This window comes from Isoptericola sp. NPDC057653 (genome assembly GCF_042799955.1).
Lineage (GTDB): Bacteria > Actinomycetota > Actinomycetes > Actinomycetales > Cellulomonadaceae > Isoptericola.
On sequence record NZ_JBHVHP010000002.1, the window covers coordinates 561,499 to 582,143 of the forward strand.

General features: G+C 75.5%; 16 protein-coding genes. 4 read left to right on the forward strand and 12 right to left on the reverse strand.

The features are described from left to right. Positions 1-10: 10 nt before the first annotated feature. From ACFU9A_RS13815 to ACFU9A_RS13845, 7 genes are read right to left on the reverse strand one after another with little or no spacing between them, the layout of a single operon-like run. Positions 11-1,189 (reverse strand): amidohydrolase family protein, encoded by a 1,179-nt coding sequence (locus ACFU9A_RS13815; protein WP_430575858.1) that lies wholly within the window; start codon positions 1,187-1,189, stop codon positions 11-13. Then, positions 1,183-2,295 carry an NAD/NADP octopine/nopaline dehydrogenase family protein gene (locus ACFU9A_RS13820; protein WP_430575859.1) on the reverse strand — a complete coding sequence of 371 codons (1,113 nt, stop codon included), beginning with the start codon at positions 2,293-2,295 and terminating at the stop codon, positions 1,183-1,185. The genes ACFU9A_RS13815 and ACFU9A_RS13820 overlap by 7 nt, the downstream gene beginning before the upstream one ends. After that, complete coding sequence (locus ACFU9A_RS13825) at positions 2,292-3,269, reverse strand: LLM class flavin-dependent oxidoreductase (protein ID WP_430575860.1); 978 nt, start codon at positions 3,267-3,269, stop codon at positions 2,292-2,294. The genes ACFU9A_RS13820 and ACFU9A_RS13825 overlap by 4 nt, the downstream gene beginning before the upstream one ends. Further along, positions 3,266-4,216: an FAD binding domain-containing protein gene (locus ACFU9A_RS13830; protein WP_430575861.1), complete on the reverse strand. Its 951-nt coding sequence runs from the start codon at positions 4,214-4,216 to the stop codon at positions 3,266-3,268. Before ACFU9A_RS13830 ends, ACFU9A_RS13825 begins: the two co-directional genes overlap by 4 nt. After that, positions 4,213-4,695 carry a (2Fe-2S)-binding protein gene (locus ACFU9A_RS13835; RefSeq protein ID WP_430575862.1) on the reverse strand — a complete coding sequence of 161 codons (483 nt, stop codon included), beginning with the start codon at positions 4,693-4,695 and terminating at the stop codon, positions 4,213-4,215. Before ACFU9A_RS13835 ends, ACFU9A_RS13830 begins: the two co-directional genes overlap by 4 nt. Next, a complete protein-coding gene (locus ACFU9A_RS13840) occupies positions 4,686-6,926 on the reverse strand; it encodes a xanthine dehydrogenase family protein molybdopterin-binding subunit (RefSeq protein ID WP_430575863.1) in 2,241 nt (746 codons plus the stop codon). The genes ACFU9A_RS13835 and ACFU9A_RS13840 overlap by 10 nt, the downstream gene beginning before the upstream one ends. Then, positions 6,923-8,251 (reverse strand): glycoside hydrolase 100 family protein, encoded by a 1,329-nt coding sequence (locus ACFU9A_RS13845; RefSeq protein ID WP_430575864.1) that lies wholly within the window; start codon positions 8,249-8,251, stop codon positions 6,923-6,925. Before ACFU9A_RS13845 ends, ACFU9A_RS13840 begins: the two co-directional genes overlap by 4 nt. 177 nt (positions 8,252-8,428) lie before the next feature. On the opposite strand from ACFU9A_RS13845, the gene ACFU9A_RS13850 reads away from it, so the two are divergent. Both ACFU9A_RS13850 and ACFU9A_RS13855 read left to right on the forward strand, forming a co-directional pair. After that, entirely contained in the window at positions 8,429-9,682 is a 1,254-nt protein-coding gene (locus ACFU9A_RS13850) for an ROK family protein (protein ID WP_430575865.1), read from the forward strand. A gap of 18 nt (positions 9,683-9,700) precedes the next feature. Then, positions 9,701-11,026 carry an FAD-binding oxidoreductase gene (locus ACFU9A_RS13855; protein ID WP_430575866.1) on the forward strand — a complete coding sequence of 442 codons (1,326 nt, stop codon included), beginning with the start codon at positions 9,701-9,703 and terminating at the stop codon, positions 11,024-11,026. 56 nt (positions 11,027-11,082) lie between these two features. Here the strand turns inward: ACFU9A_RS13855 and ACFU9A_RS13860 are convergent, their stop codons facing one another. The 4 genes from ACFU9A_RS13860 to ACFU9A_RS13875 all read right to left on the reverse strand — a co-directional run bounded on the left by ACFU9A_RS13860 (position 11,083) and on the right by ACFU9A_RS13875 (position 16,142). Next, positions 11,083-12,867 carry a beta-galactosidase family protein gene (locus ACFU9A_RS13860; RefSeq protein WP_430575867.1) on the reverse strand — a complete coding sequence of 595 codons (1,785 nt, stop codon included), beginning with the start codon at positions 12,865-12,867 and terminating at the stop codon, positions 11,083-11,085. Positions 12,868-12,983: 116 nt separating this feature from the next. Continuing rightward, a complete protein-coding gene (locus ACFU9A_RS13865) occupies positions 12,984-14,327 on the reverse strand; it encodes an ABC transporter substrate-binding protein (RefSeq protein ID WP_430575868.1) in 1,344 nt (447 codons plus the stop codon). Between the two features lie 74 nt (positions 14,328-14,401). Continuing rightward, entirely contained in the window at positions 14,402-15,316 is a 915-nt protein-coding gene (locus ACFU9A_RS13870; RefSeq protein ID WP_430575869.1) for a carbohydrate ABC transporter permease, read from the reverse strand. A 4-nt stretch (positions 15,317-15,320) separates the two neighbouring features. After that, positions 15,321-16,142 carry a carbohydrate ABC transporter permease gene (locus ACFU9A_RS13875; protein WP_430576470.1) on the reverse strand — a complete coding sequence of 274 codons (822 nt, stop codon included), beginning with the start codon at positions 16,140-16,142 and terminating at the stop codon, positions 15,321-15,323. A 251-nt stretch (positions 16,143-16,393) separates the two neighbouring features. Between ACFU9A_RS13875 and ACFU9A_RS13880 the strand changes: the two genes are divergently transcribed. Then, positions 16,394-17,449 carry a LacI family DNA-binding transcriptional regulator gene (locus ACFU9A_RS13880; protein ID WP_430575870.1) on the forward strand — a complete coding sequence of 352 codons (1,056 nt, stop codon included), beginning with the start codon at positions 16,394-16,396 and terminating at the stop codon, positions 17,447-17,449. Between the two features lie 87 nt (positions 17,450-17,536). On the opposite strand, the gene arfB is transcribed toward ACFU9A_RS13880, so the two are convergent. Further along, on the reverse strand, positions 17,537-17,974 hold the full coding sequence (gene arfB / locus ACFU9A_RS13885; RefSeq protein WP_430575871.1) for an alternative ribosome rescue aminoacyl-tRNA hydrolase ArfB: 438 nt from the start codon (positions 17,972-17,974) through the stop codon (positions 17,537-17,539). A 76-nt stretch (positions 17,975-18,050) separates the two neighbouring features. Here arfB and ACFU9A_RS13890 point away from each other — a divergent pair, with 76 nt between their 5' ends. Further along, positions 18,051-20,633: a LuxR C-terminal-related transcriptional regulator gene (locus ACFU9A_RS13890; RefSeq protein ID WP_430575872.1), complete on the forward strand. Its 2,583-nt coding sequence runs from the start codon at positions 18,051-18,053 to the stop codon at positions 20,631-20,633. The last annotated feature ends 12 nt before the right edge of the window (positions 20,634-20,645 follow it).

The following is a 20,645-nucleotide window of genomic DNA, read 5'->3' on the forward strand; positions in this document are numbered from 1 at the left end:
GCGGAACAGCTCAGGGAAGGGGGCCCACCGGGGCGGGTGGGCGGTGACCGGACCGTGCGGCGAGCGCACGGAGGGCCGAGTCGGCGTCGGCGGCGAGCTCGGCGACGTCGGCCGACACCAGCTCGCCGTCGCGCAGGAGGGTGCGGCCCGCCGCGACCACGTCGCGCACGTGGGCGGGGCCCGCGCGGTGCACGAGGGCCCACCGCGGGTCGACCAGCGGTTGCCACGCCGGCCCGCCGGTCGCGAGCCGCACGGAGTCGCCCGCGTCGGCCGGCAGCCCGAGGACGGCCGACGGGGTCGTCGTCGCCATGGCGTACGCGGCGTCGGAGGACAGCGCGGCCGGGTCCCGCGCGGCCTGCCCCTGGGTGTACACGGCCTGCCGCATCTCGTGGAACAGGCTCTCCATGCCGTCCACGCCGAGCGTCACCGGCACCCCGGCCTCCAGCAGGTCGAGGACGCGGGCGACGCCCTTCGCGAACCGCAGGTGGTTCGTCGGGCAGTACACGAGGGCGGCCCCGCGCCGGGCCAGGAGGTCGATCTCCTCGTCGGTCAGCTCGACGCCGTGCACCAGGACGGTGCCGGGCCGCAGGAAGCCCGCCCGGTCGAGCAGCCCGATCGGCCGCACCCCGTGCTCCGCGAGGCAGGCGTCCACCTCGGCGGCGTTCTCGGAGACGTGGGTGTACAGCCGCAGGCCGAGCCGCTCGGCGGCCGCCGCGGCCTCCGCGTAGTCCGCGGGCACGTTCTGTCGCACGGACACCGGTGCCAGGAAGAGCCGGTCGCGCGGGAGCAGCACGTCCGCGGCCCGCTCGGCGAGGGCGACGACGTCCGCGACGGACGTCGTGAGGCCGGGCGCCCCGCGGGTCATGATGCCGAGCGCGACGTAGCCCCGGACCCCGACGGCGGCGTGCCCCGCGACGACGGCGTCCAGCAGCCCGGGTCGGTGCAGCGGGTAGACGTGGTCCACCACGGTGGTGGTCCCGGCCACCACCTGGCGGGCCGCGCCGAGCGCGGTGAGGGCGCGGTACTCGGCCGGCCCGGCCACGGCCTGCCGCGCGTTGCCCGCGCTGATCGCCTGGGCGAGCGAGGCGCCCTCGGAGGCGGTGGTACCCGGCACGAACGACCGCAGGTGGTCGTGCATGTTCACGAGGCCGGGCACGGTCACCGCGCCCGGGGCGGCGTCGGTCACCATCGCCCGGTCCTCGTCGCCTCGAGGAGCCCGTCGCGGCCCAGGCCGGCGAGGCCGAAGGTCTCCAGCGTCCGGCCGCGGGCGCGGTAGTCGGTGCCCGTGGCCACGCCCGCCAGGTGGATCATCGCGTCGACCGTCGGCGTCGCGACGCCCACCTCCCGCCCGATGGACGCCATGAGGCACAGCGCGTAGGGCACGTCCTCGGTGATGTACCGGCTCTCGAGCGCCGTCGGCCCGGTGGCGAACGTGGAGTCCGCGAACGCCGACGACGCGAGGGTGGCGTGCAGGTCCCCCTTCACCTCGGGCGCGAACCCCTGCTCCACGAGGTACTCCTCGTACCCCTGCAGGTTCGCGAACCCCAGTGCGCGGCGGATCGAGACGAGCTCGGCGTCGATCGCCCCGATGAAGCGCGCGACGGCCGGGCTGGCGCCCACGCCCCACAGCAGGAACTTGCCGGGGCCGCCCTCGATCGCGCCGAGGTTCGCCAGGATCGGCGGCACGTGGTCGATGGCGTTGAAGTTGAGCAGCACCGTCTCGAGCACGCTCTCGCCGGCGGTCACCGAGGGCCAGATCGCGCACGCGGTCTCGACGGCGGCGTTGCCGGCGGGCATGCCCGCCGCGACGGTGCCGCCCACCTTGCGGGACGCCGTGATGAGGCCGGGCTCCCGGACCCGCGCGCCGTACGGGAGGCTGTTCAGCTCCGCGACGTCCACGTCCAGCGCGCGCCCGGCACGGCGCATCGCCGCGACCAGGGCGAGGCTGCCGCCGCCCTCCCCCGCGAAGATCACCTGCGTCCCAGGGCGGAGGTGCTCGGCCAGGAGGGTCGCGAAGGTGTCGTGCCCGAACGCGGGCACCGACACCACCACGACGTCCGCCGCGGCGGCCGCCGCCCCGGGGTCGAGGCTCGCGCGCGCCGGCGTCTCCGTGACGCCGTGCCACGGGGACCGCAGGCGCACGACGCCGCGCTCGGCGATCGCGTCGATGCTGGCGCGGAACCGCTCGAAGTCGGCGACGGTGACGTCGACACCCGCCAGCGACAGCTCCGTCGCGCTGGACAGCGCGCCGGCCCCGGAGCCGAGGACGGTGACGGCGGACGGGAGCGGGCTCATGCGAAGACCTCCTGGGCGAGGGCGGACAGCTGGCGGTCGACGGCGTCGGGGTCGGCGCCGCCCACGGAGACGATGACCTCGTCGACGCCCTGGTCGGAGAGTCGACGCAGGCCGTCGGCCACCTCGGCGGCGGGCCCGGCGAACCCGAACGCCCGGGCCATGTCCGGGGTGACCTGGCTCGCGGCCAGCGCGCGGTCGCCGCTGCGGACGGTGGCGCGCAGGGCCGCGACCTCGTCCCGGTCGAGGCCGTAGACCTCGATGAGCTCGTCGGCGTACGCGCCGCCCGCCATGGTCACGCAGCGCGGGGCGAGGGCCCTCAGCGCGGCGTCGGTGTCGTCGCCGATCTCGACGTCGAGCATGAGGCAGACGGCGGCGCTCCCGCTCTCGCGCCCGGCGGCCCCGGCCGCCACCCGCTCCCGGACGAACGCGATGTGGCTGTCCGCGATGCCGTGGGTGATGACGCCGTCGGCGCACCGGCCGGCGAGCTCGAGCATCTTCGGGCCGCGGGCGGCCAGGTACAGGGGGCCGTCCTCGGCCTGCCACCGCAGGGCCGAGCCCTCGGCGCTGAACGTCTCGCCGGTCACGTGCGCGGTGCCCGCGGTGAGCTCGCGCACGATGTCGACCGCCTCGGCCGTGAGGCGCAGCGGGCGGCGCATCGCGATGCCCATCTCGCCCGCGATCTCGTAGCCGCCGGCGCCGAGGCCCAGCACGAACCGGCCCGGCCCGATCTCGCGCAGCGTCGCCGCGAGGCTCGCGAGCAGCGTCGGGTGCCGCAGGAACGGCGACACCACCGCGGTGCCCAGCCGGACGTGCCGCGTCGCGGTCATCATCAGCGCCAGGGCCGCCGACGCGTCGCGGTGGAAGTAGTGGTCGGCCAGCCAGACGCTGGAGAAGCCCAGGTCCTCGGCCCGGCGTGCCCAGCGGGCCGCCTCGGTGATCGGCTGGTCCAGCCGCACGGTGACGCCTACGTTCACTGGTCGTTCCCTCTCGTGGTCGTGCCGGAAGTCGTGCTGCAGCTCGTGGCCGGGACTGGGCCCGCGGTGGGGACCACCTCCCGGAGCAGGCCCGCCGCGCACCGTCGCCGGTAGGCGGCGCTCGCGCGCAGGTCGTCGATCGGGCTGATGTCGGCGGCCACGGCCCGCGCGGCCTCCTCGACGAGGGCGGGCGCGGGCACCGCGCCCTCGAGCAGGGCCTCGGCCCGCGGCAGCCGCACCACCGTGGGGGCGACCGCGCCCGCCGCGAGGCGCACGTCCGCGAGGCGGCCGTCGGCGTCGCGGCGCCACTGCCAGGCGAGGCTGAGCAGCGAGATGGCCTGGGCGCGTCGGCCGCCGATCTTTCGGAAGCCGCCCTCCAGGGAGCCCGCCCCGGGGCGCGGGTCGGGCACGGTGACGGACGCGACCCACTCGCCGGGCGCGAGGTCCACGCGGCGCGGCCCGAGGAGGAACGCGCCGAGGGGCACCGCGCGGCCGGAGCCGTCGGGCGTCACGATCTCCACGACGGCGTCCCCGGCCAGGAGGGCCGGCACGGTGTCCGCCGCGGGCGACCCGGTGACGAGGTTGCCGCCGATCGTCGCGCGGTGGCGGATCGTGGTCGACGCGAACTCGCGGATCGCCGCGCGCAGGGGTGGGACGTCGTCGCCCAGCGCCGCCGCGACGTCGCTCAGCGGGCGCAGCGCGGACAGGCGCAGCGCCCGGCCGTCGGTCGTGCGGCCCGCGGCCGGGACGGCGTCCGCGAGCGCCGTGAGGTCCACCAGGACGGGCGCGTCGAGGCCGGCGCGGCGCTGCACGAGCAGGTCGGTGCCGCCGGCGATGGGTCGCGCCGGTCCTGCGCCCGCCCCGGTGCCTGCCCCGATACCCACGAGCAGCGCGGCCACGTCGGCCGCACGGGCGGGGCGCAGCACGCGCGGGGGTGTGGTGATCATGCGTCGCCCTCCGCCCCCGCCCCGGCGGCCCGGCGGGCGCAGGCGGCGTCGTGCACGGCGTCGACGAAGCGCTGGTACCCGGTGCAGCGGCACAGGTTGCCGTCCAGCGCCCGCCGCACGGCGGCGTCGTCCGGGTCGGGGTCGCGGTCCAGCAGCGCGGCGCACGAGTTGAGCACCCCGGGGATGCAGTACCCGCACTGCACGGCCTGGCGCTCGACGAACGCAGCCTGCAGCGCGCCGTGCCCCGCCGCGGCCAGCCCCTCGACGGTGCGGACGTCGGCGTCGAGCACCTGACCGACGAGGACGAGGCACGACGTCGTCGCGCGGCCGTCCACCGTGACGGTGCAGCTGCCGCACTCCCCCATGCCGCACCCCTCCTTGGCGCCGGTCAGCCCGGCGACGTCGCGGAGGTAGTCGAGCAGGCGCAGCCCGTGGAGCTCCGTGGGGATCGCGCCCACCTCGGTGCCGTTCAGTCGCACGACGCCTCCCGGGGCCCGTGGTCGTTCTCGTCGAGCAGGTCGAGGAGCCGCTCGGGGGTCACGGGCAGCCGGCGGGGCAGGACGCCGACGGCGTCGAGCACCGCGGCGGTGACCGCGGGCGGCGTCGGCACGACGACGACCTCGGACATCCCCTTGGCGCCGAACGGCCCGGAGGCCTCGCTGCCCGGGACGAAGAGCGTGGTCATCGCGGGCGTGTCCGCGATGGTCGGCGCGAGGTAGTTCTCCAGGCTGGTGGTCCGGGGCACCCCGCCCACCACCTGGTGGTCCTCCATGACGGCGAGCCCGAGCCCCTGGAGGATGCCGCCCTCCGCCTGCCCGATCGTCGCCGCCGGGTTGATGGGCGTGCCGCAGTCGAGCACGCACAGCAGCTCGGGCACGCGCAGCTCGCCCGTGTGCACGTTGACCTCCACCCGCACGACCTGGGTGCAGGTGCCGTACACGCGGTGGGGCGCGAACGTGGCGAGCTGCTCGGGCGGGACCAGGCCGATGTCCTCGGTGTCCGGGAGCCGGAACTCCGCGGCCATCTCCGCCTCGCCGAGGTCCACCAGCTTGGTCCCGGCGCCGGGGGCGTCGGTCGCGAGCGGGAGCGCGAGGCGCTCGCACCGGCCGAGCAGCTCGTCGCACACCGCCCGCACCGCGTTCCCGCCGGCGTAGGTGGACCGGCTCGCCGCCGTCGGCCCGGACTCCGGCACCTCGCCGGTGTCGCCCACGCGCACCTCGACCTGCTCGATCGGCAACCCGAGGGCGTCGGCGGCGACCTGCTCGTAGGTGGTCTGGATCGACTGCCCGGTGTGGTTGGGCCCGGCCCAGATCGTCACGTGACCGCGCTCGTCGATCCGCAGCCGCGCCCGGGCCGTGTCGCCCGTGCCGCTGCCCATCCCCACGCCCTTCATCGCGGTGGCGACGCCGGTCCCCCGCCGCCACGGCCCGCGTGCCTCCGCCTGCCAGCGGGCGCGGTCGGCCCACAAGGGGTGCGCGGCCGCGGTGCGGAGCGTCTCGCGCACGGCGAGGCTGCGGGTCGTGGCGTGCCGGTACAGGCTGTGCCGGTCGCCCCCGTCGAGCGCGTTGCGCAGGCGGATCTCGACCGGGTCGATCCCGAGCCGGTGCGCGGCCTCGGTCATGGCGTTCTCGACGGCGAACGCGACCTGCGGCACGCCGTAGCCGCGGAACGCGCCGGCGTTCGCGTTGTTCGTGTAGTAGACGGTGCCGTCGAACGACGCCACGTCGAAGCGGTAGGGGCCGGTGGACATCTCGGCGGAGGTCTTCATGACGTTGGGGCCGGACGTGATCACCGGCCCCGTGTCGGCGACGGCCCGCACGGCGGACCCGAGGATGGTGCCGTCGCGGTCGAAGCCGATCTCGATGTCCGTGACGAAGGGATGCCGCTTCGCGCCGGCGGCCATCACGTCCTCGCGCGTCATGTGCAGGTGCACGGGTCGGCCGGCGGCCCGCGCGAGGAGCGCCAAGTACACGGGCACGGGGTCGTCGTTGCGGGACCCGAAGGCGCCGCCCACGGGGCCCGCGACCATCCGCACGACGGCGGGGTCGACGTCCAGGGCGCGGGCCACCTTGCGCTGGTGCAGGCCGGGGTTCTGGGAGCCGCACCAGATGGTCACGCCGCCGTCCGCGGCCACGGCGACGCCGCCCGGCGTCTCGATGGCCACGTGCTCCTGCGCGGGGGTGCGCACCTGGCGGCGCAGCACCAGGTGCGCGGCGTCCAGGGCCGGCGCCACGTCGCCGGAGGCGAACGCGATGCGGCCCGAGACGTTGCCGCCCTCGTGCAGCGCGGGCGCCCCATCGGCGGCCGCGGCCTCCGGGCCGTCCACCACGGGCAGCGCGGTGAGGTCCACGCGCACGAGGGCGGCGGCCCGCTCGGCCGTCCGCGCGTCGCGCGCGGCGACGAGGGCGATCGCCTCGCCCACCTGCCGGACGACGCCCTCGGCGAGCACCGGGCCGTCCACGTCGCGCGGCCCGAGCGCGTTCACCGGCACGTCCGCGGCGGTCAGGACGCACTCCACCCCCGGGAGGGCGCGGGCCGCCGCCGTGTCGAGGGCGTCGATCCGCGCGTGCGGGACGGCGGAGCGCAGTACGTACCCGTACAGCATGCCCGGCGGGCGCCGGTCGGTGACGTAGACGAGGTCGCCCGTGACGATCTCGCCGCCCTCGACCGCGGGACGCGAGCGCCCCACCCAGGCGGTGGGCGTGGTCATCGCTCCTCCCCCCACGTCCAGGCGAGCGCGACGGCCGCCGTCCACGACTGGTTCTGGCTGCCGAGCGCCTGCCCGCTGAGGCTGTCGTAGTACTCGGCGAAGGTGAGGTCGCCGAGCTGCTCCCGGCCCGCGCGGCCGATCGCCTCGGCGGCGTCGCGCCGCCCGTGGTGCCGCAGCGCCCAGGTGAGCAGCCAGACCAGCACCGGCCACTGCGGGCCTCGCCAGTAGGTGCGGCTGACGAACGCCTCGCTGTCCGGCGTCACGGTCGGCGGCACCGGGTGCGCGAGGGCGGGGTGCCCGCACCACGACGGGCCGAGGAGCTGCTCGACCAGGGCGTCGTAGGTGCCGGCGTCGGCGCCGCAGACCAGCGGGGCGAAGCCGCCCACCGTGGCGGAGTCGAGCCACTCGCCCGCGCGCATGTCGAAGTCGCGCGCCCGTCCGGTCGCCGGGTCGGCCGTGCGGGACACCGCGGCGCGGGCCCGCGCCGCCATCGCCCGCAGCTTCCGCGCCTCGGCGCCGCGGCCGATCCCGTCGCCGAGCGCGGCGAGGAGGTCGGCGGACATCGCGTGGGTCGCGGTGAAGAAGACGTCGCCGACGCGGAAGTCCACGGTCCGGCGGGCGGCGTCGTCGTCGTAACCGACGGACACGAGCTGCTCGACGAGCCACAGGTACCGGTCGTAGTCCGCGTCCGCCGGACGTTCGTCCGCGCCCGCGACGTGCCGCACGTCCTGTCGCTCGTACGGCGCCATCGTGCCGACGTCGATGCGCGCGCACGGGACGTCCCAGCGGGGCGAGTTGTCCATCCCCGACTCCCACGGGTGGTGGATCTCCACGAGCCCGGTGGGATGCGTGCTGCGGGTGGTCTCGAGCCACCGGTGCCACGCGAGCCAGCCGTCGAAGGTCTCGGCGAGGAAGGCGCGGAAGAGCTCCGCGTCCGCGCCACCCTTGCGCCGGGCCTGCTCGCCGATCACGGAGAGCGCGAGACTGTGTATGGCCGGTTGACAAATTCCCGAGGTCGGGACGTCGGCGGGTGCCTGGCCGACCCCTGCGGTGCGCCACCGGTCGGGCCCGGGGAAGTACCCCGGCTCGGGGGTGAACACGATGTGCGGGATCATCCCGGTCGCCCACTGCCCGCGCAGCAGGTGCCGCATCTCCTCGAGCGCGCGCGGCACGGAGATCGTCGCCCAGCCGATGGCCACGAACGCGGCGTCCCAGGACCACTGGTGCGGGTACAGCGCGGGGGCCGCGACGGTGCGGCGGCCCCGGTCGTTGGCGCGCAGCACCTCGGCGGCCGCCTGCGGCAGCGAGGTCGCGACTTCGGTCATCTTCGTCCTTACGTCCCGGCGCCCGTCGTTGGGCTGTTGCGTCCAATGGCTGAACGTAACGGCTAGTGTGACGCCCGTCAACGTGCCAAGATGACCCCGGACGAACCAACCGCGGACTGCTGCGCCGATGCCGTGAGAACGTCACCCGCAGCGCCGAGTCGAGGAGGACGACCTGTGGTGACCGAGACGGCCCGGACCCGCGACGCGCACGACGACGGCCGCACGGCCCGCGCCGCGGTGCCGCTCCCGCCCGTCCGCACGACGCTCCCCGCCGTGCTCCCCGCGGCGTCCTACGGGGCGCTGGTGAGCTTCATCCGCTCGCGGCCCGGGATGACGCGCCAGCAGCTGCTCGCCGCGACGGGGATGTCCCGCACCACCCTGTTCGAGCGCCTCGAGGCCCTGTTCCAGCACGGGTACGTGTACCAGGACGGGTCGGCGCCGCCGGGCACGGGAGGCCACGGGCCGGGCCGGCGCTCCGAGCTGCTGCGCTGGGACACGCGCGGGCGCGTGGTGCTCGTGCTCGACCTCGGGCAGACGCACGCACGCCTCTGCGTCACGGGCGTCGACGGGCGGATCCTGCGCATGCGCGACGTCGCCGTCGACATCGACACGGAGGCGCCGGCGTACCTCGCGGAGATCTTCGAGATCTCCCGGCGGCTCGTGGACGCCGGCCAGGACGAGAGCCTCATCGGCGTCGCCCTCGGGATCCCCGGACCGGTCGACCCCGCCACCGGGGTCCTCGGCACGTCGACCACGATGCCGCGCTGGGAGGCCTACCCCGTCCTGGAGGCCATCCGCGACCACTGGCAGGTCCCGGCCGTCATCGAGAACGACGCCCGCGCCTTCGCGCTCGGCGAGTCCAGCGTCATCGGCGCCGACCGCACGGTGCTCGCCGTCAAGTACGCGACGGGGATCGGTGCCGGCATCGTCGACGCCGGGCACGTGCTGGAGGGCGCGGACGGCGCCGCGGGAGACATCGGGCACGTGCGCATCACCGACGACGGGCCGGTGTGCACGTGCGGGCGGCGCGGCTGCCTGGCGGCCTGGGCGTCGGGGCACGCCCTGATCCGCCGGCTCGCGGACACGGGCGTGCGCCACCTGCGGGACATCGTGGACCGCGTCGCGGCCGGCGACCCGACGGTCTGCGACGCCGTGGACGAGGCCACCGCGCGCCTCTCCCGCGTGCTGGCCACCGTCGTGGCCGTCGCCAACCCTGACGACCTCGTGCTGGGCGGCGCCCTGGGCCGGATCCCCCGCGTCGTGTCGCGGATCGACGCCGCGATCCGCGAGGACGTGACCGAGCGCGCCCGGCACCACCTGAGCGTCGGGGCCGCCCACCTCGGCGCGGACGGCGCGGTGGTCGGCCTGACCCGCAAGATCGTCGACCTCGTGTACGACCCGGCCGCCATCGACGCCGCGATCCTCGCGTGAGCCTGCCGTGAGCCTCCTGTGAGTCCCCCGCCGCTCGAGTGGGTGGGCCGCGGCTCCCCCGCGTTCGGACGGGCGGTCGCCGCGCTGTCCGCCTCGGCCTGGCAGCCCGACCGGTCGCCCGCGGCGGTCGCCCGGCCGCGGGACGCGGCGGGGGTGCGCGCCGCCGTGACGCGGGCACGGCAGGAGGGACGGCGGGTCGCCGTGCGCAGCGGCGGGCACTCGCTCAGCACGACGCACGTCGTCGACGGCGCCGTGACCGTCGACCTCGGCGCCCTGCACGACGTCGCCGTCGACCGACGGGCGGGGACCGCCTGGGTGGGCCCCGGCACCACCGTGGCGCAGGCCGCCCGCGCCCTCGCCACGGCCGGGTACTCCTTCCCGCTCGGCCACGCGCCGACGGTCGGGCTCGGCGGCTACCTCCTCGCCGGCGGGAACGGCTGGAACACGCCGGTGTGGGGCCACGCGTGCGAGCGCGTCCTCGCCGCGGACGTCGTCCTCCCGGACGCGACCGCCGTGCGCGTGGACGCCGCGTCGCACCCGGACCTGTTCCGGGCCATGCGGGGTGCCGGGCCCGCCTTCCCCGGCGTCGTCACCGCGTTCCGGCTGCGCCTGGTGCCCGGCGACGCCCCGTCGGCGCGGGTCGCGATCACCGTGGACGCCCACGACCCGGCCGCCCTCGGCGCCGCCCTCGACGACGTCGTCGCCGCCGCGCCCCCGCACCTCGAGCTCACGGTGTTCTGGCGCCCCGCACGCGCGGCGGGCCGCCCGCCGACCGCGGTCGTCTCGGCGACCGCGTTCGGACCGGACGGCGCCGACGCGCTGGGCCTGCTCCGCACCCCGGCCCTCGGCGGCGCGCTGCCCGACGTCGCCGTCGCGCGCTCGCTCGCGGCCCTGCTCGAGCCGATCCCCCGGCACCGGGGCGAGGCGATGTTCTCCGACCACGCCTGGACGGGGGCGGGGTTCCGGGAGGTGCTGCCACGGCTCCCCCGCCACGACCCGGACCTGTTCCCGTGCTCCAGCGTCCTGGTGACGGCGTCGGCCCGCCGCTCCGACGGCGCCGTCCCGGGCGACGCCCTGTACGCCCCCGGCGGCACCCTGAGCGTGTCGGCCTACGCCCACTGGGACGCGGCGCGGCAGCGCCCGGAGCACCCCGTGGCCTGGGCCCGCGGCACGGTCGCGGCCCTCGACCACGTGCGGACGGGCCGGTACGTCGGCGAGGCCGACCTCACCGGTGGCGCGGGCGCCCTCGCCGACTGCTTCCCGCCCGCCGGGCTCGACGCCCTGCGGGCGACGGTGGCGCGGTACGACCCCGACCGCGCCCTGGCCTCGCCGCTCGACGGCTGAGGCGCCCGCCCCTCGGCACCCTTCGGCGCCGCCGTCGCGGCGCGGTCAGGCCTCGGTCAGGCCTCGGTCGGGCCGAGGTCGGGCTCCGCCACGAACCGCGCGCGCGGGGCGGCGGTGCCGTGCAGCTCGAGCAGCACCAGCTCGTTGCCCTCGGAGCGGACCAGCGGGCCGGGCACGTAGAGCGTGCCGGTGGGGCCCTGGCTGGAGTACCGGCCGAGCAGCTCGCCGTTCACCCAGGCGAGGCCGCGGGTCCAGCCGTCCAGGCGCAGGAAGTGGTCGGCGCCCGCCACGGAGGCGAACGTGCCGCGGTGGAACGACGGTCCGGCGGCCGGTGCCACGTCGTCGCCCGGTCCCCACACGGCGTCGGGCAGGAGCGCCGGGGCGACGTCGAGCCGCAGGGGCAGGGCCTCCCAGTCGGTGAGCTCGCGGGTGGCGGTGCGCACCGTCCCGACGAGCCCCTTGGGCTCGCCGATCCGGGCGCCGTAGTTCACGCGGCCGCGGTCCTCGACGAGCAGGGTCAGCGTGCCCGCCCGGCGCGGCAGCGGCACCGACCAGGCGTGGGTGGTGCGGTCGAGCACTCCCACCGGGTCGCCGTCGAGGGCGACGACGGCGCGGTCGCGCACCTCGTCCGCCACGAGGACCGCGTCGTCGGCGCCGACCCGCGTGCCGTACAGCACGAAGCCGGACCACTGGCGCAGGTCGTCCATCGTCGGGGGCCGCGGTGACGACGTCCGCGACGTCCGCCCGGACACGAGGTCCAGGACGCCGTCGAGCGCCACGCGACGGTCGAGGGCGACGTCGAGCACGGGCGCGGGGGCCGGCTCGACCGGCACCTCGTCGGGCACCGGCGCGTGCTTGGCGATCACCGCCCGCAGGGCGTGGAACTTGGCGGTGGGCGCGCCGTGCTCGGACAGCGGGGCGTCGTAGTCGTACGACGTGGTGATGGGCAGGTAGGTGCCCTTGTCGTTCGCCCCGTTGGTCAGGCCCAGGTTGGTGCCGCCGTGGAACATGTAGAGGTTGACCGACGCGCCCGCGCCGAGCAGGTCGTCGAGGTCGGCCGCCGTGGTCTCGGGCGCGGTGACGTGGTGCTCCAGGCCCCAGGAGTCGAACCAGCCGTCCCAGAACTCGGTGCACATCAGCGGCCCGGTGGGCTGGTGGCGGCGCAGCACCGAGAGCCGCTCCAGGGACCGGGAGCCGAAGTTCGCCGTCTTGTGCAGCTCGGGCAGGCCGCCGAGGGACAGGTGCTCGTCGTCGGCCTGGTCGCAGGTGAACAGGGGCACGTCGACCCCCTGCGCGCGGGTGAGGTCGACCAGCGCGCGCAGGTAGCGGGTGCGCTCGTCGGCGGGGACGCCCGGGTAGGCGCCGTACTCGTTCTCCACCTGCACCATGAGCACCGGCCCGCCGCGGGTCACCTGGCGCTCGGCCACGACGGGCAGCAGGTGCGCGTAGTAGGTGCCGATCGCGTCGAGGAACGCCGGGTCGTGCCGGCGCACGCCGGCGCTCCCGTCCGCGAACAGCCACGCCGGCAGCCCGCCGCCGTCCCACTCCGCGCAGATGTACGGGCCGGGGCGCACGATCGCGTGCAGCCCCTCGGCGGCGACGAGGTCGAGGAAGCGGCCCAGGTCGCGCCGGCCGGTGAGGTCGAAGGCGTCCGGCTCGGGGGCGTGGAAGTTCCACGCCACGTACGTCTCGATCGTGTTGAGCCCCATCAGCCGCGCCTTGCGGATCCGGTCGGCCCACTGGTCGGGGTGCACGCGGAAGTAGTGCAGCGCGCCGCTGATCACCTGGAAGGGGCGGCCGTCGAGCAGGAAGTCGCGCTCGCCGATCTCGAACGTGGGCATGGGGTGGCAGGCCTTTCGGTCGCGGTGGTTCGGGGGCGCCGTGCCGTCGGGCACGGGACGGCGCGCGACGGGCGGCGGGGCGGGGACCGCCCCACCGCCGCGTCACGCGGCCTCGCTCACTTGTTGACGGTGAAGCCCTGGCCGTTGCCGTACGTGACGGACTGCTCCTGCCACGCGGCGAGACCGTCCGTCAGCGTGGTGCCGGAGACGTACGCCTGGCCCACCGTGTCGTTGAAGATCGAGTTCGCGTAGACCTGGAAGGGCAGGTACTGCCAGCCGTCCACGACGTTCGCGGCGGAGTCGGCGAGCACCTCGTTGATCTTCTGGCCGCCGAAGTACGCGGACTCCGTGCCGCGGAACGCGTCCGACTCGAGGTCGGCCGTCGTCGCGGGGAAGGCGCCGCCGTCGATGCGGGTCTGCACGCCGTCGCCGTGCGTGGCGTAGTCGACGAACGCGTACGCGAGCTCGGCGTTCGTGCTGGCGGCGGGCACGGTCAACGAGGAGCCGCCGTTCTCGGCCGAGGCGTGCTGCCCGGCCTCCCACTGCGGCATCTCGGCCACGCGCCACTTGCCCTTGCCCTGCGGCACGCCGGACTCGAGGTTGGCCGGCATCCAGGCGCCGATGGTCAGCGACGCGATGGTGCCGTTGCCCAGGCCCTGGTACCACTCGTCGCTCCACGATCCCACGGGCGCGAGGAGGTCCTCGTCGATGAGCTGCTGCCAGACGTCCGTGAAGGCCTTGGTGCCCTGGTCGCCGGCGAAGTCGATCGCCACGTCGGTGCCGTCCACCTGGTAGGGGTGGCCGCCGGCCTGCCAGATCATGCTGGTGGTGAAGCCGGCGTCGCCGATGTCGTTCGCGATGTACGCCTTCGGGTCCTTCTTGTGGATGGTCCGGGCGGCCTCGAGGTACTCCTGCCACGTGGTGGGCACGTCGACGCCGTACTTGTCGAACACGTCCTTGTTGTAGAAGAGGGCCATCGGGCCGGAGTCCATCGGCAGGCCGTACACGCCGTCGCCGCTGTGCACCGCGTTCCACGGGCCGGTGCTGAACGTGCCGTCCAGGTCGGCGGCGCCCAGCGGGCCCAGGTCGGCCAGAGCCTCGGAGATGGCGAACTGCGGCACCGCGTAGTACTCGATCTGCGCGACGTCGGGCACGCCGTCGCCGGCGGCGATCGCGTTCTGCAGCGCGGTGTACTCGTCGTTCGCCGTGCCGACGTTCTCCAGGTTCACCGTGACGTTCGGGTACGTCGACTCGAAGTCCTTCACGACGTCCTCGAGCGTGGGCTCCCACGCCCAGACGGTGATCTCGCCGCCCTTGTCGAGGACGGAGGCGGTGTCGACGGGCGCGGCGTCGCCGCCGCCGGAGCCGCCGTCGTCGCCGGCGCCGCAGGCCGTCAGGCCGAGCGCCAGCACGCCGGCGAGGGCGGTTCCGCGCACCAGGTGGCGGGGTCGTGCGTTCATGGGTGTCCTCACTTCATCGTCAGACGGGGGTGGAGCGTGTCGGGACTGCGGGTGGGAGTGCGGGTCGCTCCCGGTCATTCCTTGACGGACCCGGCCGCGAGGCCGGACTGCCAGTAGCGCTGCAGCAGCAGGAAGGCGACCACGAGCGGCAGGATGGTGAGCAGGGCCCCGGTGATCACGAGGTTGAAGATCGCCTCGCCGCCGGCGGTGGCCGCCTGGGCGTTCCACGCGTTGAGGCCGAGCGTCAGCGGGTACCAGGACGAGTCGCGCAGCATGATCAGCGGCAGGAAGTAGTTGTTCCAGGTCGCGACCATGGTGAAGAGCAGCACCGTGACGATGCCGGGGCCGAGCAGCGGCAGGCTCACGCGGAAGAACGTGCGGAACTCCCCCGCGCCGTCGATCCGGGCGGCCTCGAGCAGCTCGCCGGGCACCGCCTCGGAGGCGAACGTCCACATGAGGTAGAGCCCGAACGGCGAGATGAGCGAAGGGATGATCACCGCCCACGGGGTGTTCGTCAGGCCCATCTGGCTGAACATCAGGAAGGTCGGGACGGCGAGCGCCGTGCCGGGCACGGCGACCGCGCCGATGACCAGCGCGAACACGCCGCGCTTGCCGGGGAAGTCGAACTTCGCCAGGGCGTAGCCGCCGAGCACGGCGAGGAACGTCGCCCCGCCGGCGCCCACCACGACGTACAGCACGGTGTTGGCGAACCACCGCACGAAGACGCCGCCGTCGTAGGTCAGCGTGGCCGTGATGTTGTCCCACAGGGAGAACGAGTCGCCGAACCAGAGGCCGAACGAGGAGAACAGGTCGGCCTGCGTCTTCGTGGAGTTGATGAGCAGCCACGCGAGGGGCACCAGCGAGTACACCAGGACCACCGTGGTGAGCACGGTGAGGAGGGTGCTGCGACGCGGGCGGGCCACGGAGTGGTGGCGCGGCGTGCGCAGGCGCGGGGCGGGACGGGCGGGGGTCGCGGTCAGCGTCGACACGGGGTCACGGCTCCTTGCGCATGCCGCGCAGCTGCACCACGTAGGCGATCACCATGGTGATCAGGCCCATGATGATGGCCACGGTCGCGGAGTAGTTGTACTGCTGGCCGGAGAACGACAGCGAGTAGGCGTACAGGTTGGGCGTGTACGACGTCGTGATCGCGTTCGGCGCCAGCGACTTGAGGATGCTGGGCTCGTTGAAGAGCTGGAAGCTGCCGATGATCGAGAAGATCGTGGCGATGACGAGCGCGCCGCGGATGGCCGGCAGCTTGATGGCGCTGATGACGCGCCACTGGCCGGCGCCGTCGATCTCCGCCGCCTCGTACAGGGAGTGCGGCACCACGCGCAGCGCGGCGTAGAAGATCAGCATGTTGTAGCCGACGAACTCCCAGGTCACGATGTTGCCGATCGACGCGAGGACGAGGTCCGGCGACAACGGGTTCGGCAGGCTGATGCCGAACGCGTCGTTGATGTTGCCGACCAGGCCGAAGCGCGTGCCGTACATGAAGCCCCACATGAGCGAGGCGACGACGGCGGGCACCGCGTAGGGCATGAAGATCGAGATGCGGAAGAAGCTCTTGCCGTAGAGCCGGCCGCTGTCGATCGCGAGGGCCACCAGCAGCGCGATGCCGAGCATGATCGGCACCTGCACCACGAGGAACAGGGCGACGCGGCCCAGCCCCTCCCAGAACTGCGGGTCGGCGAGGGCCTGCGAGTAGTTCTCGAGGCCGACGAACGTGGTGCCGCCCACCATCTGCGTGCGGAACACGGACAGGTAGAGCGAGTAGGCGATCGGCGCCAGGAACACCAGCGCGAACACCAGCATGAAGGGGCCGACGAACGCCCACCCGGTCCAGCGCCGGCCGCTGCGGCGCAGCACGGGCACGGTGGGCGGCGAGGATGCCGGAGCGACAGCGGTCACGGAGCAACTCCCAGGGGACGGGCCGAATGTTTACGTAAACATCCTGGCCGCATTAGAGTGTCGCGAGGCGGCGGGAGATGTCAAGCCCCGGCCGCCGCACCCGGCCCGCGACGTCGCCGTCGCGGGCCGACGGCCGAGGTCACGAGAGGGCAGGGATGGTCGAGACGAACGGTGCGCCCGAGGCGCGCCCCCAGGGACGCGGGCGCTCGCGGACGGCACCGTCGATGGCGGAGGTCGCGGCGCTGGCCGGCGTCTCCTCCCAGACCGTCTCGCGCGTCTCCATGGGGCTGGACAACGTCAAGCCCGCCACGCGCGAGCGCGTCCTCGCCGCGATGGCGGAGCTCGGCTACGCGCCCAACACCGCGGCCCGCGCCCTGCGCTACGGCAGCTTCCGCACCATCGGCGTGATCGCCCACCGCCTGGCGCGCACCGGCGAGTCCCGCACCGTCGAGGCCGTCGTCGATGCGGCGCGCGCCGAGGGCTACACCGTGACGATCGTCGACGTCGAGAGCCCCTCCCCCGACGACGTCTCCGCCGCCGTCGCGCGGCTGTCCCACCAGGCCATCGACGGCCTGGTCATCGTGCGCGCCGAGTCCGCCACCCCGGACACCCTGGCGCTGCCCGCCCAGCTGCCCGTCGTCGTGTCGGACTCGAGGTTCGTCGGGACGCACCCCGCCGTCCGCGCCGACCAGACCGAGGGCGCGCGCCTGGCCGTGCAGCACCTGCTCGACCTCGGCCACGGCACCGTGCACCACGTCGCGGGCCCCGACGACTCGCTGCCCGCCCAGAGCCGCATCGACGCCTGGCGGGCCACGCTCGAGGCGGCCGGGCGTCCCGTCCCCGACCCGCTGCACGGCGACTGGAGCGCCCGCACCGGCTACTCCGCCGGCGCCCGCCTCGCCGCCGACCCCGACGTCACCGCGGTGTTCTGCGCCAACGACGAGACCGCCGCCGGCGTGCTGCACGCCCTGCACGAGGCGGGCCGTCGCGTGCCCGAGGACGTGTCCGTCGTCGGCTTCGACGGCATCACGCTCGCCGAGCACCTGTGGCCGCCGCTCACCACCGTGGAGCAGGACTTCGCGCGCATCGGCAGCAGCCTCGTGGACCTGCTGCTGCGCCAGGTGCGCGACGGCGTCGACCTCAGCGGCACGCACGAGACCGTGCCCGTGCGGCTCACCGTGCGGCAGAGCAGCGGGCCCGCGCCGCGGTAGCCCCGGTGCACCTGTCAGGGCGCGCGCCGGGGAGACCTCGCCCTGGCCCTGACAGCTCACCGGTCCGGGCGGCCGGCACCCGCACGGTCAGTCCGACGGCGGCCGGCGCAGCCTCTTGACGCCCGACCGCTGCTTCTTCGCGTCGAGCCGGCGCGTCACGGAGCCGCGGGTCGGCCGGGTCGCGCGGCGGCGCGGCCCCGGCGGAGCGAGCGCGTCCGCGACGAGCGCGGCGAGCCGCACCCGGGCGGCCTCCCGGTTCCGCAGCTGCGCCCGGTGCTCGGACGCCGCCACGGTGAGCACCCCGCCCACCAGGCGGCCGCCCAGCCGCTCGACCAGCCGCGCCCGCTGCGCGTCCGACAGCACCGCGGACGCCACGACGTCCCACGACAGCTCGACCCGCGAGTCGGCCGTGTTCACGCCCTGGCCGCCCGGCCCCGACGACCGCGAGAAGCGCCACGCCAGCTCGGCCTCGGGCACGACGAGCGCAGGGGTCACCCGGAGGCCGGGGCGGGGGTCACGGGGCACCGGCCCATCATGCCGCCCCCGCCGGCACGGGACTGCTGCCTGAGCGACATGTCCCGCCGTGGCGGACGATGGGGCGATGGCCGACAGTGCGCGCGCACTCCAGGAGGAGCTCGAGGTCGAGATCGTCGACCACCTGCTGGCCGGGTCGAGCGTCGACCTGCTGGGGGTGAAGGGCTCGGGCCGTTCCGTGCTGCTCCGCGGGGTGACCCGGCTGCTCGACGGCCACGGGTGGCAGGTGGTGCGGGTGGACGGCCTCGCCGCCCTGTCCGACCGCCCGCTGGAGGTGCTCGCGGTCGCCGGGTTCGTGCCGGCGCGGAACGGCGGCTCCCCCGTGGCCGCCGCCGTCGAGGCCCTGGACGCGCACGCCCGCGTCGGCCGGACGGTGGTGATCGCGGACGACGTCGACGACCTCGACACGGTGACGGCGGGGGTGCTGACCGCGTTCCACTCGCGCACCCGGACACCCCTGCTCTCGGTGTCCCGCCCCCTGCCGGCGCGCCTGCGCGAGGCCCACCGCCTCCCGGAGGAGGTGCGGCCCGGCGTGCAGATCACGGTCCGGGCGCTCGACTTCGTCGGGACGCAGTCGATGCTCGACGAGCTCCTGCCGGGCGCGATCGCCACGGAGCTGGCGCGCCGGGTGCACAGCCTGTCCGGCGGGATCCCCGCGCTGGTCGCGGCGATCGCGCGAGCGGGCGACCGGCACGGGCTGATCGTCCGCGAGGGCGGCGTGTGGGAGGCGGGCCCCGACCTGTGGCACGCCGAGGTGACCCGCACCGTCGAGCCGCTGCTCCAGGACCTCTCGGTGGGCGCCCGCGAGGCGCTCGAGACCCTGGCGCTGGCGGGCACGCTCGAGGCGCGGCTCGTGCGGCGGCTCGTGGGCTGGGAGCGTCTCGAGGAGCTCGACGAGTGCCGGCTGCTGCGCTTCGTCACCCTCGACGGCGTGACGCACGTGGGCGTGTTCCCCCCGATCGTCGCGGAGTACCTGCGGCGCTCGGGGTCGGCGGCCCGCCGCCTGCGCCTCGACGAGACCCTGGCCGACGCGCTCGCCGTGACGCCGGACGGCCGGACCCCCGGCACCAACCCCGCGGCGGAGGCCCTGAGCCCGCCCGGACCCGAGGCGGAGCACGAGTCGGACGCGGTGTTCCACCGGCTCCTGCTCGAGCACTGGCGCCGCGAGCGCCTGGTCCGCAAGGCCGCCTGGGAGACGTCGTCCACCCCCACGACAGCGGTCGCGTACCTGCGCGCGCTCCTGGTGGGGGACGCGGACGCCGTGACGCTGCGCAACGTCCTGGAGCGCACGCCCCAGGACGGCGACCCGCGCGCCATGGCGACCCTGACGAGCTGGCACGCCCTCGTGCTCGCGTTCGTCGAGAAGGACCTCCCCGCCGCTCAGGTCCGGCTCGCCGGGTCGCACGCCGGCGAGGACTGGGACCCGATGCTCGCCGCCGTCGAGTCCCACCTGGCCATGCTGCTCGACGACGTCTCCGACGACGACCCCCTGGAGCGCTTCGCGGGCGCGGCGATGTCCCCCGAGGCCGCGGACGCCGTCGCGACGACGCGCGCCGAGCGGCTGGCGTTCCTCGGCGACCCGGCGGCCGCACGCGAGCTGCTCGAGGGGCTGCCGCCGGACCGGTCGGACTTCGGTCAGGGCCGCGAGGTGCTCTACGGCCTGACGCTGGTCCTCGACGCACGGCTGGACGAGGGACTGGCATGGGCGAGGCGGCACCTGGCGGACGGGCGTGCCCGCCTCGACGTCGACGCCATCCACGGCCACGGCTACGTGGTCGCGATGGCGCTGTTCCTGAGCCAGCGCCTGACCGAGCTCCGCCAGCACCTGGCCTCGGTCCTCGCGACGGGGCTCGCGTCGGGCACCCAGCGCCCCTACGAGGCGGCGAACCTGTCGCTGGCGTCGGGGATCGCCCTGCAGGACGGCCGCATGGGGGCGGCGCGGGCGTTCGCCGGCCAGGCGTCCGTCCGTTCCATCGGCCTCAGCCCGCTGCCGGGCACCACCCCGAGCTGGACGCTCGCCCGCCTCGACACCGGGCGGGACGGGCTCGTGCAGGGGCGTGAGCCGGACGCCGCCGACGCCCTGTGGCAGGAGTACGAGAGCCTCCTGCGGCGCGGCTACCGGATCGCGGCGGTCGCGATGGCCGGCTACTCGCTCGACCTGCACCCGGATCCGGCGCGGGCGGAGGAGGTGCTGGCGCTCGCCCGCTCCCTCCCCGCGGGGCACGCCCGCCAGACCGCGCGCTTCGTCCGCGCCCTGGTGACCGAGGACCCGGACGAGGCCCGCCACCTGGGGGCTTCCCTGCTGGCCGACGGGCAGATCCTCCTGGGGGTCCGGGCGGTGGTGGCCGCCGTGCGGGCGGCCGGCCAGGACGGGCCCCAGCGGCGGGCCGAGGAGCGCGAGCGCGCGCAGGCGCTCGTCGAGCCGCACGGGCCGGAGGCCGTCGCCCTGCTGATGACGCTGGCGCCGCCGGGCGACCTGTCCGACCGGGAGCAGCAGGTCGCCGAGCTCGCCGCCGACGGGCTGTCCAACCAGCAGATCGCCCGTCGGCTGACCCTGTCCGTGCGGACGGTGGAGAACCACCTGTTCCGCGTGTTCCGCAAGCTCGCGATCTCCCACCGCGCCGAGCTCGCCGACGCGCTGCGCCGCTGAGACCGCCCGCCG